We start from the raw sequence: 15584 nt of genomic DNA, 5'->3' as shown, positions 1-15584 counted from the left end.
ATTGATAAAACGTATCGAAATCCGTACTTTTGAAAAATAAAAAATTGAATTTATGTTAACCGAAGTATTTCAAACCAAACACAACACAGCACCTTTTTCGCAAATAAAATTAGAAAATTATAAACCGGCTTTTGAAGAAACGATTGCAAAAGCAAAGGCAGAAGTTGATGAAATCGTCAATAATACTGAAGCTCCTACTTTTGAAAATACGATTGAAAGATTAGATTTTTCAGGTGAAGCGTTGGATCGATTATCGTCACTATTTTTTAATTTAAATTCGGCTGAAACGTGTGATGAAATGCAGAAAATCGCTCAAGAGGTTTCGCCTTTGTTGACCGCTTTCAGCAATGATATTTCGTTGAATGAAAAGTTATTTAAACGTGTGAAAGCCGTTTATGACCAAAAAGATAAATTGACTTTAACGACCGAACAAGCAACTTTATTAGATAAAAAATTCAAAGGTTTTTCTCGAAATGGAGCGTTACTTTCGGAAGAAGATAAATTGAAATTACGAGAAATTGACACTGAATTAGCCAAATTAAAATTGACGTATGGCGAAAATGTTTTAGCCGAAACTAACAATTATCAATTACACATTACCAACGAAGCTGATTTAAAAGGTTTGCCTGATGGAACCAAAGAAATGGCGGCAAGTTTAGCCAAATCGAAAGGATTGGATGGTTGGGTTTTTACGCTGGATTTCCCAAGTTATTTGCCATTTGTGACTTATGTTGAAAACCGTGAATTACGAAAAGAAATCGCTATAGCAGCCGGAAAAAAAGCTTTTCAAAATAATGAATTTGACAATAAAGAGAATGTCAAACGCATTGTAGAATTGCGTCATAAAAGAGCGAATTTATTGGGTTATGAATCGCATTCGCATTTTGTTTTGGAAGAACGAATGGCTCAAAATCCGGAAAAAGTGAAATCGTTTCTGAACGATTTGTTGGAAAAAGCAAAACCCGCTGCTCAAAAAGAATTTGCTGAATTGACAGCTTTTGCGAAGGAAATTGATGGAATCGATCAGTTAGAAAAATGGGACGGCCCTTTTTATTCGGAAAAACTGAAGCAAAAATTATTTAGTTTGGATGATGAATTGTTGAAACCCTATTTCAAATTGGAAAATGTGTTGAATGGAGCTTTTACGATTGCTGAGAAATTGTTCGGAATTACATTTAAAGAAGTTTTTGACATTGATAAATACCATAATGATGTGCAGACTTTTGAAGTTTTAGACTTCGAAGGAGAATTAGTTGCGATTTTTTACGCTGATTTTTTTCCAAGAAAAGGAAAACGAAATGGTGCTTGGATGACATCTTTTAAACCGCAATATAGTAGAAATGGTGTGAACGAAAGACCACACGTTTCGATTGTGTGCAATTTTACGCCACCGTCAGAAACGAAACCTTCCCTCCTAACGTTTAACGAAGTGACGACTTTGTTTCACGAATTCGGTCACGCGTTGCACGGTATGTTGGCAAATACTACGTATCCGAGTTTGTCAGGAACATCAGTCTATTGGGATTTTGTGGAATTGCCAAGTCAAGTGATGGAAAACTGGTGCTACGAACCCGAAGCGTTGGCTTTGTTTGCAAAGCATTATTTAACCGGCGAAGTGATTCCGCAACAGTATGTGGAAAAAATCAAGGAAAGTGCGAGTTTCTTGGAAGGAATGGCGACGATGCGTCAGTTGAGTTTTGGGTTGTTGGACATTGCCTATCACGCCAAAGTACAAACGATTGATGATGTAAAAGCATTTGAAAAAGCTGCTTTTGAAGGGACTTCTTTGTATCCTGATGTGGAAGAAAATTGTATGAGTACGTCTTTTTCGCATATTTTTCAAGGTGGCTATTCGTCGGGTTATTACAGTTATAAATGGGCGGAAGTTTTGGATGCCGATGCGTTTGCTTATTTTCAGGAAAAAGGAATTTTTAATCCAGAAGTGGCGACCAAATTTAAAGATAACGTTCTCTCAAAAGGTGGAACGGAATTACCTATGGAATTGTATAAAAAATTTAGAGGTCAGGAACCGAAAGTTGAGGCGTTGTTGAAGAGAGCGGGGTTGGTCTAGATTTTCAGATTGTTAGATTATTAGATTGTTAGATTGTTAGATTGTTAGATTTTAGAAACCGAAGTTAGTGCTTCGGTTTTTTTAATAATGTTTTGATTAAACAATTTGAATAGCAATTTGAGGATAACTAACATACTTCTCAAAACTATTCCCCTCTTAGCACTTCTTCGCGTTAAGGATTGAAGTGGAAAGCCCGGAGCAAAAAAATGCCAATTTTCTTAAGCCAAAAAAGCGACCAGAGGAAGCTCTTTTTGGGTTAAAGAAAATGGCATTTTTTGCGAGGACTTGTAACGAAAAGCCTGACCCGTAGCTTGCGGAGGGTAACGCCCAAATTAAAATTAGTTTCGGTTTATTGTATAAAAAAAGCCACCTCGCGGTGGCTTTTGTATGCATTGAAATGTGGAATTAGTTTTTCACAATTTTGATTGTTTTTACAGCTCCTTCAACGGTTACTTTTACGAAGTAATTTCCGGTTGGAAGCGATGTCATATCAATTTGGGTTGTGTTTGCATTCACATTTTTTGTCATAAGCGTTTGACCTAACATATTGATTAAGGCAACATTTGTGATGTCGTTGTTGTATGAAACAGTTACGAAATCGCTTGTTGGGTTTGGATATGCTTTTAAGGAAACTAGGTTGAAATCGCCTGTGCTTAACGTTACTTCTACAGTAATTGCAAGAGCTTCGCTAGTACATTCGCCCACGGTTTGCGTTACAAAATACGTTGTATTATCTTCTGCAACTGTGGTTGATGGGATTTGTTCTTGTAGATTATCGTCTGAATACCAGATTAAGTTTTCACCATTTACAACTAAATCAGCAAGGGTTTGACCTTCTGAAAGTGTTTGAAATGCATTTCCGGTTGGAGCTGCTACTGTGTTAACTGTAACTTCAACTATTTCTTCTGTAAAACATCCGGTTGTTGTATTGGTTGCTCTAACGGTATAAGTTGTTGTTTGAGTTGGTGTAACATCGATTGAACTTGTTGCTAAGTTACCCGGTGTCCATAACCATTCTATGGCAGAAGCATCTCCTGTAACATCAAAAACAACGTTTAATCTTTGTAATGAAGTGGATGGTGTTACAGATGCAGTAGCTACTAAATCTTGCAATGTTGTTACTGCAGAATCTGTAGATGTTATTGCCGAAATTGTCATTGGTTGTGCTGTAGCGGTGTAATAGGTAATTGCGTTATTTGTTGAGTCAGCTCCATCTTGTCTAACATCGATAATTATGTTTGAAACTCCGTCCCAAACATAAGGTGTATCAAACGTGATGGTGTTTAAGCCAATCGCATGTTCATACGTTGCAGGACCATAAACAGTTGTAAAACCTGAAGTTGCAAAAGATGACACAGTTGTTTCGGTTGTGGTTCCAATTCTTATTGAAAAGTTTGTAACATTTGTTCCTGAACCAATTGTTGTAATTTCATAGGTTATTGCATTAATTGATCCGGCTGAAAACCCAGCTGCTTGAAGCTCTGCAGCAGTGTAAATGGTTTGATTCCAATATTGATCCCAACGATTACAAAATGCTGTTGGTTGAGTTGTTGCAGAAGTTAATGTTGTATCTGTTCCCAAAACAACCGTTTCTAATAAAGTTGCAGATAATGTTGATGATTCTCCTGCACAAATACTGGTATCATCACTAACAGTAATAACCGGTTCCGGATTAACAGTTACTGTTAATTCTGTAGTTGTTTCACACAATGCTCCTGCAGATTGAGAAGCAGTTAATGTATAGATTGTTGTTTCAGAAGGATTAAATACCCATCCGTTTTCAGCATCACCAGTTACATTTGTAGATGGGGACCAAACATATGTATCATAGTCTTCATCTCCTATTTCGATGATTAAAGCTTCAGAAGTTTCTCCCGGACAAATTGCTAAATTGTCTGAACTTAATGAAAAATCAGGAGCGGCTGTAACTGTTGCAATAACTTCTGTTCTTTCAGAAGCACAACCTGTAGAATATTTTACATCATAAAAGTAGTAATACGTTCCGGTAGTAGTTCCGCCCCATTCTGAAGAGGTAACACTAACAACACCATCAGATCCTACATAAGGGAATGCTAAGGTTGATGAATCTCTAATTAAATTAACACCAGAGAATGCTTTAACTAAAATTCTATACCCTGTTCCAGCAGGTACTGTAAAACTAAGAGGTACTATATTTGGAGTTGTTGTACCTCCAGCAGCAATATTAATATTTCCTGTTGAGTATAATTCTACTAAATTTGAATCCGTTACTTTAATGTCGATTGTACCGGTTGTAGTTGAATAAACTGAAACTGACTGTAAGTCAACTGAATCTGTTGCATTGAAAACAATTCCCCAATTTGCTATAGAAGATCCTGTAGCTGATGCCGGTGGAGCCGGTTTTCCAGCAGATTCAGTTGAACCTGTTGCACTTTCTACCCAAAAAGAAGTAGTTTCAGTTAAAACTGGTGTTGTGAATGTTTCACCGGTTGCTAATAATTCGCCTCCTGTTTCTGCAATATACCATTTAATTGTGCCTGCACTTGCCGTTGCAGACAAATCTACTGTTCCTTGACCACAAACTGAACCTGGAGTAGTTTCAGTAATTACAGGTGGATTACATTCTGTTTTAAAACTTACAGAATCGGATGTCCAATCGCTAAAGGTATCAGAACCACAGTTCGATCTAACCCAAACAAAATAAGTTGTACTAGACTCTAACTCATCAATTTCAGCAGTTAAGATTCCGGCACCAACTTCTCCGGAAGGAGTTGTTCCAGCTAAAGGAGCTGTGTTTTCTGTTGAATAATAGTATTGGTAACCTTCACTTGGTTCTGTGATGGAAGCTGCCCAATTTATAGTTGCAGTAAATGGCGAATTTGCCTCTGCTGTAACATTAGACGGTGGTAAACAACTTGGTGTTTCAATTACGGTTAGTTTATAATCTTCTGCTTCAGTTCTTGTATTTGCGTTCGCACATGCATCTGGAGCGATTGCATTAAAATCAATTCTAACTCGCATTCTGTAATCGCCTAATTGCGTTCCTGCAGGAATTTCAAAGCTTCCTGATTGATTTCCACCAAAAGCTGTTGTTACAAAAACTCGTTCTGTTGCGTTATCAAAAACTAAATCATTGTTCCAATCTACCCAAATACTAGTTCCTACTGTTCCACCAACAATTGCTGTAGAAAAGTTAACTATTCCGGTTTCATATTGACTAACAGTTGCTGTGTCATAATTATCTTGATAACCTCCGGTTGTATATCCAGAACCTAGATTAGAGATATTTGTTGATCCTCCTGTTGTTGAAAAATTATCAATATAGGATAAAGGAGATGTAGATGAAGGAACACAATATCCTGTTAAGAATGAAATTGAAATCCAATTACTGAATTCGCCATCACAATTTGATCTTAAATAAAAAGTATAGTTTGTATTTGGTGTCAATGTTTGAAAATCAGTAAAAAGAGTACCGTCGGGTAAATTTCCATTTGATTCAAGTCCGGCCGCACCGCTTTCTGGCTCTCCGCTAGTTCTCAATTCATATTCAAATCCAATTGATTCTGAAACAGGTTCATTCCACTCTAAATTTACTGAATTAAATGTAAGAGAATTAAATGACAGATTCAAAGGCACTGTACAAGTTGGCACTACTGCCGAAAGAGATATATTATCTACCGCTGCTGGTGGATTTGCACCTCCTGAACCATCGTTTTTCCAAACAAAAACTAAGCGTTTAGTTGAACCAGCAACATAAGCAATTTGTGCAGCACTAAAAGTATAATTTACATTTGTTGTTTCAGTTGGCTCAGATGTACCATTGCGTTGTAATAAAAAATAACCTGTTGTTCCATTTGTATAACCTGGCCATCCTGTAGTGGCTGTATTGGTTGTTGTTGGCCCTACATTAGAAGGAACAATTTCTGTGTCCATTACATAAACTAACATATTATCCCAGTTACCATCATTTCCATTGGCTCTCCAATCGAAATTTAATGTAATTGTTTCAGCACCCGCAGGAAAAGCAACATCTCTGTAAAATGAAGCACGACTGATGGCGTTATTTGTATAAGCCCATGAAGTCCCTGTATCATTGGAAACATAAGCTCCCGCAGATCCGGTAAACCAACCAGGAGCTGAACCAACAGTCCACGTATTTGTAACATCTCCAACTGGAGTCCATCCATTGGCTTCAAAAGTTGAACCATTTTCAAATCCTCCTTCTGCAGAAGGATTAATCAAAACAGTTTGACCAATTGCATTTTGTCCAAATAAAAAGACAAATAGGCATAGAACATAAAAAATGTTGTTCATCGTTACTGTTTTAACAGCTCGAAAACAACTTAAAATTGTAATAATTTTCATTAATAAATATTTTGGTTAATAAATATAAAACTATATGTTTTAAACACAACTTGAACTACATTTTCAATGTTTAACCTTTTCAAAACACTATTTTTTGTGTAAAAGTTAAATTATATTCATTATTAATTCATAAAAGATTAATAGAATGAATATTTTACATTTTTTTTAGATTTATAAAAATGCAAAAAAAATAAACTTTCATTTTTTTTTGAAAGTTTAAAAACTTTTATATATATTTGCTTCATGGAATTCAAAGAAGCAAAAAATAAATTCGTTCAAACCTGGGGAGCTTTAGGTTCGCAATGGGGAATTAACAAAACCATGGCTCAGATTCATGCGTTGTTGATGGTTTCGCACGAACCGATTTCGATGGAAGACATTATGGATGAATTGCAAATTTCTCGTGGAAATGCTTCAATGAATTTAAGAGCTTTGATGGATTGGGGAATTGTTTATAAAGAATACAAAGCCGGTGAACGAAAAGAATTTTTTACTGCCGAAAAAGATTTAGACGAATTGGCCGTAAAAATTTCGAGAGAACGCAGCAAACGTGAAATTAAACCCGCTTTGAAAGTGTTGAAAGAAGTTTCCGCATTAAAATCTGATGGAACAGCTGCCGAAAAACATTTTGTTGATCAAACCACTAAATTGTATGATTTTGTGTTGAAAGCTGATAATGTTTTGGATAAAATCACTGAATACAAAGACAATTGGTTGGCGAAATTGGTTGTGAAAATAATGAAGTAAATTTTTTTAATAATAACTTTCATTTTTTTCTGAAAGTTTAAAACAATAAATAAGATGAGAAAATTAGTCATAGCAGCAGGAACAGGATTTTTAGGAAATGTTTTGATAAATCATTTCAAAAACAAATTTGAAGAAATTGTAATTCTGACCCGAGGAGAATCTAAAAATTTCAACACAATCAAATATGTGACTTGGAATGCTAAAACATTTTCAGGTTGGGAAAAAGAGTTAGAAAACACTGATGTTTTAATCAATCTTACAGGAAAATCTGTTGATTGTCGATATACTGAATCTAATAAAAATGAAATTTTAAACTCTAGAATCGATAGTACAAAAATTCTAAATCAAGCGGTTTTGGAATGTAAAAACCCTCCTTTACATTGGTTAAATTCGTCAACTTCTACAATTTACAGACATTCAACTGACAAAGAAATGGATGAATTTGAAGGAGAAATTGGAAATGATTTTTCGATGAATGTAGCCAAATCATGGGAAGAGTCATTCTTCGAAATTGAAACACCTAAAACCATAAAAACAGCACTCAGAACATCAATAGTTTTAGGAAAAAAAGGCGGAGCATTTCTTCCTTTAAAAAATTTGACAAAATTTGGTTTTGGTGGTAAACAAGGTAATGGAAATCAATTCGTAAGCTGGATTCATGAAAAAGATTTTGCAAGAGCAATCGAATTTATTATTAATAAAAAAATTATTGGAGTCATAAATATTGTTTCTCCAAAACCTATCAAGAATAACGATTTTATGAAAACACTCCGAAAAAGTCTAAATGTTGCAATCGGCATTCCTGTTGATGAGATACTTTTAAAAATAGGAGCAAAATTAATTGGCACAGAATCCGAATTGGTTTTGAAAAGCAGAAATGTTATTCCAAAAAGACTGAAGGAAAACGGCTTTAATTTTGAATATGACAATTTAAAAAAAGCATTTGACAATTTAATAAAACAACCATGAACCTCAACATTCTCTCCTACTCCATTTACCTTTCCATAACAGCCATTATAATTTTTGTGGTAGGACAAATTTTGTACAGAAACGGAAATATTTTTGTGTCACAATTGGTTCCCAATCACGAAGAATTATGTAAAAAAGTGAATAAAAATTTATTGCTGGGTTATTATTTACTGAATCTTGGTTATTGTGCGATTACGATTTTGAGTTGGGAGAAAATCGAAACAGTAAATCAATTGGTTGGAATTATCGCTTACAAAACATCAATTATCCTTTTTATCATCGGAATTCTGCATTACCTCAACATTTTTATGATTACAAATTACATTAAAAAATTAATCAATTAATCTTTATATTATGGAAACCACAAAAACACTTCTCGCCTACGCAATCTATCTTCCGGTTGCAATTGCATTAACTATTTATGTTTCAAAAACGTTGTTTAAAAACAGTTTGATTTATATGACCGACATATTTAAAGGTCGCGAAGAAATCGCCAAAGCCACCAACAAATTATTTGAAACCGGTTTTTATTTACTCAACATCGGATTTGCTTTAAAAATTATGGAAATGAATTTATACAACAATTCATATCAAGTTATGATTGAAGAATTGACCAGCAAAATTGGTGGTTTTTCTATTTATTTAGGAATTATGCTTTTCATCAATTTGTATTTATTTTTCAGAGGAAAAAGAAAAGCGAGTCAGCCACAAGTAGAAGAACGAATTGTATTTAGAGGATAATCTAAGGCACCTGACAGGTTTCAAAAACCTGTCAGGTCTAAAAAGATCAAAAAAATGACAACAACAATTGTTACCACCAAAATAAAAGCACCAATTGAAACTGTTTTTGATATAGCTAGAAACATTGATATTCATCAACTTTCTGCGGCAAAATCAAATGAAAAAGCGATTGATGGAAAAACGACTGGCTTAATTGAATTTGATGAAACCGTTACCTGGAGTGGCAAACATTTTGGCTTGCAACTTTTGCATAAAAGCAGAATTACAAAATTCCATTTTCCAACTTATTTTGTAGATGAAATGGAAGAAGGTCATTTTAAATCATTCAAACACGAACATTTTTTCCAAACGGAAAGTGATTACACTATTATGATTGATCGATTAGAATATGAAACTCCTTTTAGAATCTTGGGAGTCATTTTTGATAGAATTGTTTTGAAAAAGTATTTGACAAATTTCATCAAAACAAGAAATAAAATTTTAAAAAACATAGCTGAAAATCCACAATAAGTATAACTATCCCATTACACCTGACAGGTTTTTGAAACTTGTCAGGTCTAAAACAACAAAACCAACCAAATTATCGGCACACTTTCCACCCAAAATGAAGTGTAATACTTATCTCTTTTAAAAGTAGTAAATCCAATAAAAAGTGCAGTTATAATGGCAACTGCAAAATTTGAAATTTCAATCTTATCTTTAAAAAATTCTAAAAAAACAAAAGAAACTAACAAACTAATTCCGAACAGCTTGGCTTTAAAAACTCCAAATCGTTGCGGTATTGTTTTGAGGGTTTTATCATCTGTTTCACTGTCTAAAATTTCAAAAGGAATCATTAAAGAAATGACAATCAAAAATCGTTGAAACAAAATAATTTTTTCATCATCAGAGAATGCGTTGTGCTGAATAATTGGTGCATAAACCGTAATTGCTGTCACACAAAAACTGACCAAAAACAATTTCCAAAAACCAAATTTTCGCAAAAATGGGTAAAGTACAACCAATAATCCTATTTTGATGAAATAAATTTGAAGAGAATTATTCAATTGTAAAAAATAAAAAAGTGTGGCAATTGCAGAAAGAAATGTCAATCCAACTAAATAGCGATTTTTATTTAAATCGAAATTTCCTTTTTGAAAAGCTTCAAAATATTTTAAAAAATTATAACCTACAATTGTTCCGAAAAAGATGGTCAATTCTAAAGTTGTATCGTTTGAAAGCTGAAGCGAAATTTCAGTTATTCGAACCAAAGAAAAAATCGCAACCGCAATATGCAACGAAGATTGAATGTAAAAATCGAGTATGTTTTTGAAAATTTTCAAATTAGGAAGATCAATTTTTCTGCAAGAAACAGCTTTTTACTGAAAATGCCATAAAAAAAAGGAGCTTGAATGAACAAACTCCTTTTGAATTTATATTTTTAAAAATCTATTTTTTAATAATTTTGAAATTTTGAATTTTACCTTCCGTTTCTAATTGTAATAAGTAAGTTCCGTTTGGCAATTCAGGCATCACTAATTCAGATGAATCTAAAATTCCATTTCGTATTAATTTTCCATCTAAAGAATATAAAGTATAATTTACTCTTCCAAAAGAGTGAATTACATTGATACTACTCTCAAACGGGTTTGGATAGAGTACAAAACCTGATTTTAAAGCATCATCGATTGATAAGGGCTCAATCACTTCAATCGACAACATAAAATTCGTGCTTCCACCAGAATTGGTTGCGGTTACGGTGTAATTTGTTGCTGAAGAAAGTTCAGTCGGAGTTCCTGAAATTATTCCGGTTGATTCATCAAAACTTAATCCGTTTGGTAAACTTGGTTCGATGGAATAATTTAAAACTGCTCCGCCTGAAATCGTTGGAACTAAATTTGAAATCGCTTCATTAATTGTATAAACATTTGGTGTAGAATAGGTTAATGAAGAAGGAGCCACATCAATCACTTCAATTGACAAAATAAAACTTGTGCTTCCGCCAGAATTTGTCGCGGTAACTGTATAATCAGTTGCTGAAGAAAGTTCAGTCGGTGTTCCGGAAATAATTCCAGTTGTTTCATCAAAACTTAATCCGTTTGGTAAAGTTGGTTCGATGGAATAGTCCAAAACTGCTCCACCGGAAATTGTTGGAACTAAATTCGTAATTGTTTCATTTATCGTATAAACATTTGGTGTGGAATACGTTAATGAAGAAGGTGCAACATCAATCACTTCAATCGATAAAACAAAACTTGTGCTTCCGCCAGAATTTGTTGCGGTAACTGTATAATCTGTTGCGGATGAAAGTTCGGTCGGTGTTCCGGAAATAATTCCAGTTGTTTCATCAAAACTTAATCCGTTTGGTAAAGTTGGTTCGATGGAATAGTCCAAAACTGCTCCACCGGAAATTGTTGGAACTAAATTCGTAATTGTTTCATTTATCGTATAAACATTTGGTGTGGAATACGCTAATGAAGAAGGTGCTACATCAATCACTTCAATCGATAAAACAAAACTTGTGCTTCCGCCAGAATTGATTGCAGTTACGGTGTAATTGGTTGCGGATGAAAGTTCAGTTGGTGTTCCTGAAATTATTCCGGTTGATTCATCAAAACTTAATCCGTTTGGTAAAGTTGGTTCGATGGAATAGTCCAAAACTGCTCCACCGGAAATTGTTGGAACTAAATTCGTAATTGTTTCATTTATCGTATAAACATTTGGTGTGGAATACGCTAATGAAGAAGGTGCTACATCAATCACTTCAATCGATAAAACAAAACTTGTGCTTCCGCCAGAATTGATTGCAGTTACGGTGTAATTGGTTGCGGATGAAAGTTCAGTTGGTGTTCCTGAAATTATTCCGGTTGATTCATCAAAACTTAATCCGTTTGGTAAACTTGGTTCGATGGAATAATTTAAAACTGCTCCGCCTGAAATCGTTGGAACTAAATTTGAAATCGCTTCATTAATTGTATAAACATTTGGTGTAGAATAGGTTAATGAAGATGGTGCGACATCAATCACTTCAATCGACAAAACAAAACTCGTACTTCCGCCAGAATTGGTTGCGGTTACTGTATAATCAGTCACTGCTGAAAGTTCGGTCGGAGTTCCAGAAATAATTCCGATTGATTCATCAAAACTTAATCCGTTTTGTAAACTTGGTTCAATGGAATAATTCAAAACCGCTCCACCTGAAATCGTTGGAACTAAATTTGAAATCGCTTCATTAATTATATAAACATTTGGTGTAGAATAGGTTAATGAAGATGGTGCAACATCAATCACTTCAATCGACAATACAAAACTTGTGCTTCCGCCTGAATTGGTTGCGGTAACTGTATAATTGATTGCAGATGAAAGTTCGATCGGAGTCCCAGAAATAATTCCGGTTGTTTCATCAAAACTTAATCCGTTTGGTAAAGTTGGTTCGATGGAATAACTATCAGCTACTGCTGTAACCGTCGGAATCAATGGCGAAATTTCTACACCAACCGTAAAAACATTTGGTGTAGGATATTGCAACGGCAACTGGACTCCTTTCACAGAAAAATTATTAAAAGTAACTCGGTCACCATTGTCAATTGTCATATTTTGACCGGTAAATCGCAATCTGACTTTAAAATTAGGATTGTTTACCGAGCCTGAAACAGCTGAAAAATCAACTTCAAATAATTCAAAATCGGATGAAAGAGGCAAAGAGGTTTCGGTTAAATCGGTGGTTATCCAAACAGGATCGCCTTCTGAAATTGAATAATCAACAACAATTGCATCTGCTGCATTTTCATCTTTGGCAGCAAAACTAAAAATAATATCTTTATATCCTTCTGTAGAAAAATTAAACAGCATTGCATTTTCTAAACCTTCAAATTGAAAAGGTTGCTTGATTTGTAACCCACGCATATTTGAAGCTCCAAAAGCTAAATTATTATTGGCTTCCGGAATATAATTTATCGCTGTCGGACTATTTCGTCGTTCCATCGATGCTTTTCTCCAATTGGGATGAGCATTGGTAAACGGATAGCCTTCCAAACACGATTGAAAATCTAAAACACCTTCAGTTAAAACTTCAAAAGTTGAATTAATCGAAACAATTGGAGCATCATTTGGCAAGGCTGAATTCATCATCCAAAAATAAATTGGCTCACTTTCTTCAATCGAGAATCCTTCCGGAATAAATACGGCAGTTACTGAAAAACTGTCGGCTGAATCAATTATAATTTCCTCTTCTGTACTGGTTGAAGCTCCTTCCCAATGACTAAAAACATACCCCGTTTTAGCAATTGCTTTTAATTTTACGGGAATATTAGAATAATAAATTCCTGTCCAAGGATATGGATTAGCAGTAATTCCGGGAATTGTTGGCACAATTTCAATCGTATTCACCTTAATAAAACCATGCTCATCATTGGAAACATCAACAGTAACATCAATATCATTTGCGATTTCAAATTTATCGCGAATGTGTCCACGTTGAATTTCTGGTCTTTCGTTTGAAAAAAGAATTAATTTATTCAAAAAATAATTCCAACTGTAATCACTTGATGGTGCTTTCCATCGAACATATTGTCGTGGCATTTCCGGTGCGATAACCGTTTTCATTTCTTCAATTCTGGTGAGAATTCTATCAGTATGAAAATAGGTGTTCATTACATCGGCAAAACGAGTGATAAACTCATATTTAAACTCATCATTTTCTAATAGTTTTCTGAGTAACAACGTTGACCAATCTGGATTTGGCCAGCTTGTACCACCTACTGCAGTTGCGTTTGCAAGCGAATTGATAGCAATACTTCCACCACTTAATCCGAAAGTTGAATCCATATCGTGAATAGCCCAACGCCATCTTCCATCGGAACCATACGGTGCAGTTGGTTCAAATTGTGCTGTTCTTTTTCGCCAATAAACAATGTTATTTCCCGGCCAATCTACATTTTGAAAGAAAATATTGGATATAAAATAATCTTGAAAATTATCGGTGTCCATTTGTGTTTGGATGTAATCATAATTTTCTTCGTTTGCTAATGAATTGTTTTGAACATAATTAATCATTTGAAGATAATGTACGTTATCACCTTCTTCTTCAATGGCATTATTTTCTAAAACATCAATTTCGTCTTCATCAATATTATACACTCGTTTAAAAAACTTGTCATCATATTTTTCACGGAAACTTAAAATACCATAAAACTCTCCGTTTATAAATGTAATAGTCGGTTGATAAGCTTCTGTTTGAACTCGTAAACCTTTAATTAATTCGTGATTTAACGGGTCTCTAAAATTGGTATGATAAAAATCGCCACTTGAATTTTTTAAAGAAAGTCTTGTATAACTTTCATCCGTTCTGTCTGAAAAAAAGGCATAATCCATATCATTATCCCCATATTCCGATTTGGCATAAAAGTTAAACGATTTGCTTGGGTAAACTCTCGAATAATTTCCGCGAATTCGAATGCCAATATTCTGATTAATTACTTCATTACCATCAACAAAATAGCTAAAATTTGCTTCTCTTTCTGATGTAACTCCTTTTCTGGCAAAATTTCCAATTTCCCAATCGGGAACTTGATTTGGATTATTGGTTCGCCACGTATCAAAATCTTTTCCGGCTACATAAATTCCATCGTTGTATTCAAACAATTTATCTTCATCAATACTCAACGAAACAACAGGCAACGAAAATTGATTGTTACCTTGAGGCGTAATAAAATAATTTCTGGTTACAACATCACTTGCCATTGCTCCGGGCTTAATCACCTTTGCACGCACAACGGTGCTTTTAAAAATTGGCACATCCGGAAGATAAGGAGCCACAAAATCATACGTGGAAGAAATCATTGAAATCTTATTTGGTAAAGGAGAACGATCTATGATACTGATTGGTTCTGTATAAGTTAAGGTTTCAAACGTATTACTTAAAAATGGACCAAATTCTTGACCAGGTAATCGTGGGTACTGATTTTTATAGCTGTAAGTTGTACCTGCCAAATTATTTTCATCCGGTTCAGAACCATCAATGGTATATAAAATAGTTACATCTTCATCTTCAGACGAAATGGTTAAATCGAATCCGGTTGTAAAAAAACCTGAATTTTGAGAAAATTGAGGAGGATTTAGTGTTCCTGTATAGCCAGCTCCTATATTTTCTGCTGCTGGAGTTGGAGTTTGAAAAAACACAAAACTTCCAGTTCCATTTGGAGAACGACCAAAAGAAATATTAGCTAACATGGGAGTTGGAGGAGCAAAATCAATTACAATTCCGTCTGGATTGGTTAATGAAATTGTTTCGCCATCTGCACTTATAGCAAAATTAGTATGCAAAGGTTGTCCGGGAATGGTTCTGTTTTTATTAGAACACCAGATTATCAAATAACTACCCGGATTTATAGTTACAGAAGGAAAAACCCATTTAAACAATATATTTGGGTTATCGCTCAAGCCATAACCGGCTAAATTAATCGGGTTTGGTGTGTTATTAAACAATTCTACCCAATCTTGATAACTATCGTCTTCATCTATGTTTACAGCAGAATTACTAGCTAAGACTTCATTAACTACTAAACTTTGAGCAGCTGTTGGTTGATAAAAAGCAATAAGAATTGAGGCAACAAAAAGTCGCATAAAATTTTTCATGTGCATAAAATTAATGGGTGGAAATATTTTCAAATTTAACTTTAATTTAATGTTTAACAATTGTTTTATCGACCATTTACACAATTAATCGATAAAA

General features: G+C 34.4%; 9 protein-coding genes. 6 read left to right on the top strand and 3 right to left on the bottom strand.

Annotation, left to right across the window (positions count from 1 at the left end):
- Positions 1 to 52: 52 nt before the first annotated feature.
- Positions 53 to 2071: a M3 family metallopeptidase gene (locus M0M57_RS09715; RefSeq protein WP_248432858.1), complete on the top strand. Its 2019-nt coding sequence runs from the start codon at positions 53 to 55 to the stop codon at positions 2069 to 2071.
- 405 nt (positions 2072 to 2476) lie between these two features.
- Here M0M57_RS09715 and M0M57_RS09710 read toward each other — a convergent pair whose 3' ends face one another.
- Positions 2477 to 6364, bottom strand: a complete 3888-nt coding sequence (locus M0M57_RS09710; RefSeq protein WP_248432857.1) for a GEVED domain-containing protein — start codon at positions 6362 to 6364, stop codon at positions 2477 to 2479.
- A 294-nt stretch (positions 6365 to 6658) separates the two neighbouring features.
- On the opposite strand from M0M57_RS09710, the gene M0M57_RS09705 reads away from it, so the two are divergent.
- Genes M0M57_RS09705 through M0M57_RS09685 form a run of 5 tightly spaced genes read left to right on the top strand, consistent with a single transcriptional unit; the run spans position 6659 to position 9382 of the window.
- Positions 6659 to 7162, top strand: a complete 504-nt coding sequence (locus tag M0M57_RS09705) for a GbsR/MarR family transcriptional regulator (protein ID WP_248432856.1) — start codon at positions 6659 to 6661, stop codon at positions 7160 to 7162.
- A 54-nt stretch (positions 7163 to 7216) separates the two neighbouring features.
- The gene (locus M0M57_RS09700; protein ID WP_248432855.1) at positions 7217 to 8131 is read left to right on the top strand and encodes a TIGR01777 family oxidoreductase; all 915 of its coding nucleotides are present in this window, start codon (positions 7217 to 7219) and stop codon (positions 8129 to 8131) included.
- A complete protein-coding gene (locus M0M57_RS09695) occupies positions 8128 to 8475 on the top strand; it encodes a hypothetical protein (RefSeq protein ID WP_248432854.1) in 348 nt (115 codons plus the stop codon). The genes M0M57_RS09700 and M0M57_RS09695 overlap by 4 nt, the downstream gene beginning before the upstream one ends.
- A 10-nt stretch (positions 8476 to 8485) precedes the next feature.
- Positions 8486 to 8872 carry a hypothetical protein gene (locus tag M0M57_RS09690; protein WP_248432853.1) on the top strand — a complete coding sequence of 129 codons (387 nt, stop codon included), beginning with the start codon at positions 8486 to 8488 and terminating at the stop codon, positions 8870 to 8872.
- 54 nt (positions 8873 to 8926) lie between these two features.
- Entirely contained in the window at positions 8927 to 9382 is a 456-nt protein-coding gene (locus M0M57_RS09685) for an SRPBCC family protein (protein WP_248432852.1), read from the top strand.
- Between the two features lie 47 nt (positions 9383 to 9429).
- On the opposite strand, the gene M0M57_RS09680 is transcribed toward M0M57_RS09685, so the two are convergent.
- Positions 9430 to 10194, bottom strand: coding sequence for a hypothetical protein (locus tag M0M57_RS09680; protein ID WP_248432851.1), 765 nt, complete (start codon positions 10192 to 10194; stop codon positions 9430 to 9432).
- Between the two features lie 106 nt (positions 10195 to 10300).
- Entirely contained in the window at positions 10301 to 15487 is a 5187-nt protein-coding gene (locus tag M0M57_RS09675) for a putative Ig domain-containing protein (protein ID WP_248432850.1), read from the bottom strand.
- Between the last annotated feature and the right edge of the window lie 97 nt (positions 15488 to 15584).

This window comes from Flavobacterium azooxidireducens, from assembly GCF_023195775.1.
GTDB lineage: Bacteria > Bacteroidota > Bacteroidia > Flavobacteriales > Flavobacteriaceae > Flavobacterium > Flavobacterium azooxidireducens.
Note: the sequence above shows the minus strand (reverse complement) of the source record. Positions and strands in the feature narration are given on the sequence as shown.

Excerpts from the sequence above, each read along its gene's own strand:
- M0M57_RS09685 (WP_248432852.1), top strand. The coding sequence starts at position 8,927 with ATGACAACAACAATTGTTACCACCAAAATAAAAGCACCAATTGAAACT.
- M0M57_RS09710 (WP_248432857.1), bottom strand. The coding sequence starts at position 6,364 with ATGAACAACATTTTTTATGTTCTATGCCTATTTGTCTTTTTATTTGGA.
- M0M57_RS09690 (WP_248432853.1), top strand. The coding sequence starts at position 8,486 with ATGGAAACCACAAAAACACTTCTCGCCTACGCAATCTATCTTCCGGTT.
- M0M57_RS09675 (WP_248432850.1), bottom strand. The coding sequence starts at position 15,487 with ATGAAAAATTTTATGCGACTTTTTGTTGCCTCAATTCTTATTGCTTTT.
- M0M57_RS09695 (WP_248432854.1), top strand. The coding sequence starts at position 8,128 with ATGAACCTCAACATTCTCTCCTACTCCATTTACCTTTCCATAACAGCC.
- M0M57_RS09715 (WP_248432858.1), top strand. The coding sequence starts at position 53 with ATGTTAACCGAAGTATTTCAAACCAAACACAACACAGCACCTTTTTCG.
- M0M57_RS09700 (WP_248432855.1), top strand. The coding sequence starts at position 7,217 with ATGAGAAAATTAGTCATAGCAGCAGGAACAGGATTTTTAGGAAATGTT.
- M0M57_RS09705 (WP_248432856.1), top strand. The coding sequence starts at position 6,659 with ATGGAATTCAAAGAAGCAAAAAATAAATTCGTTCAAACCTGGGGAGCT.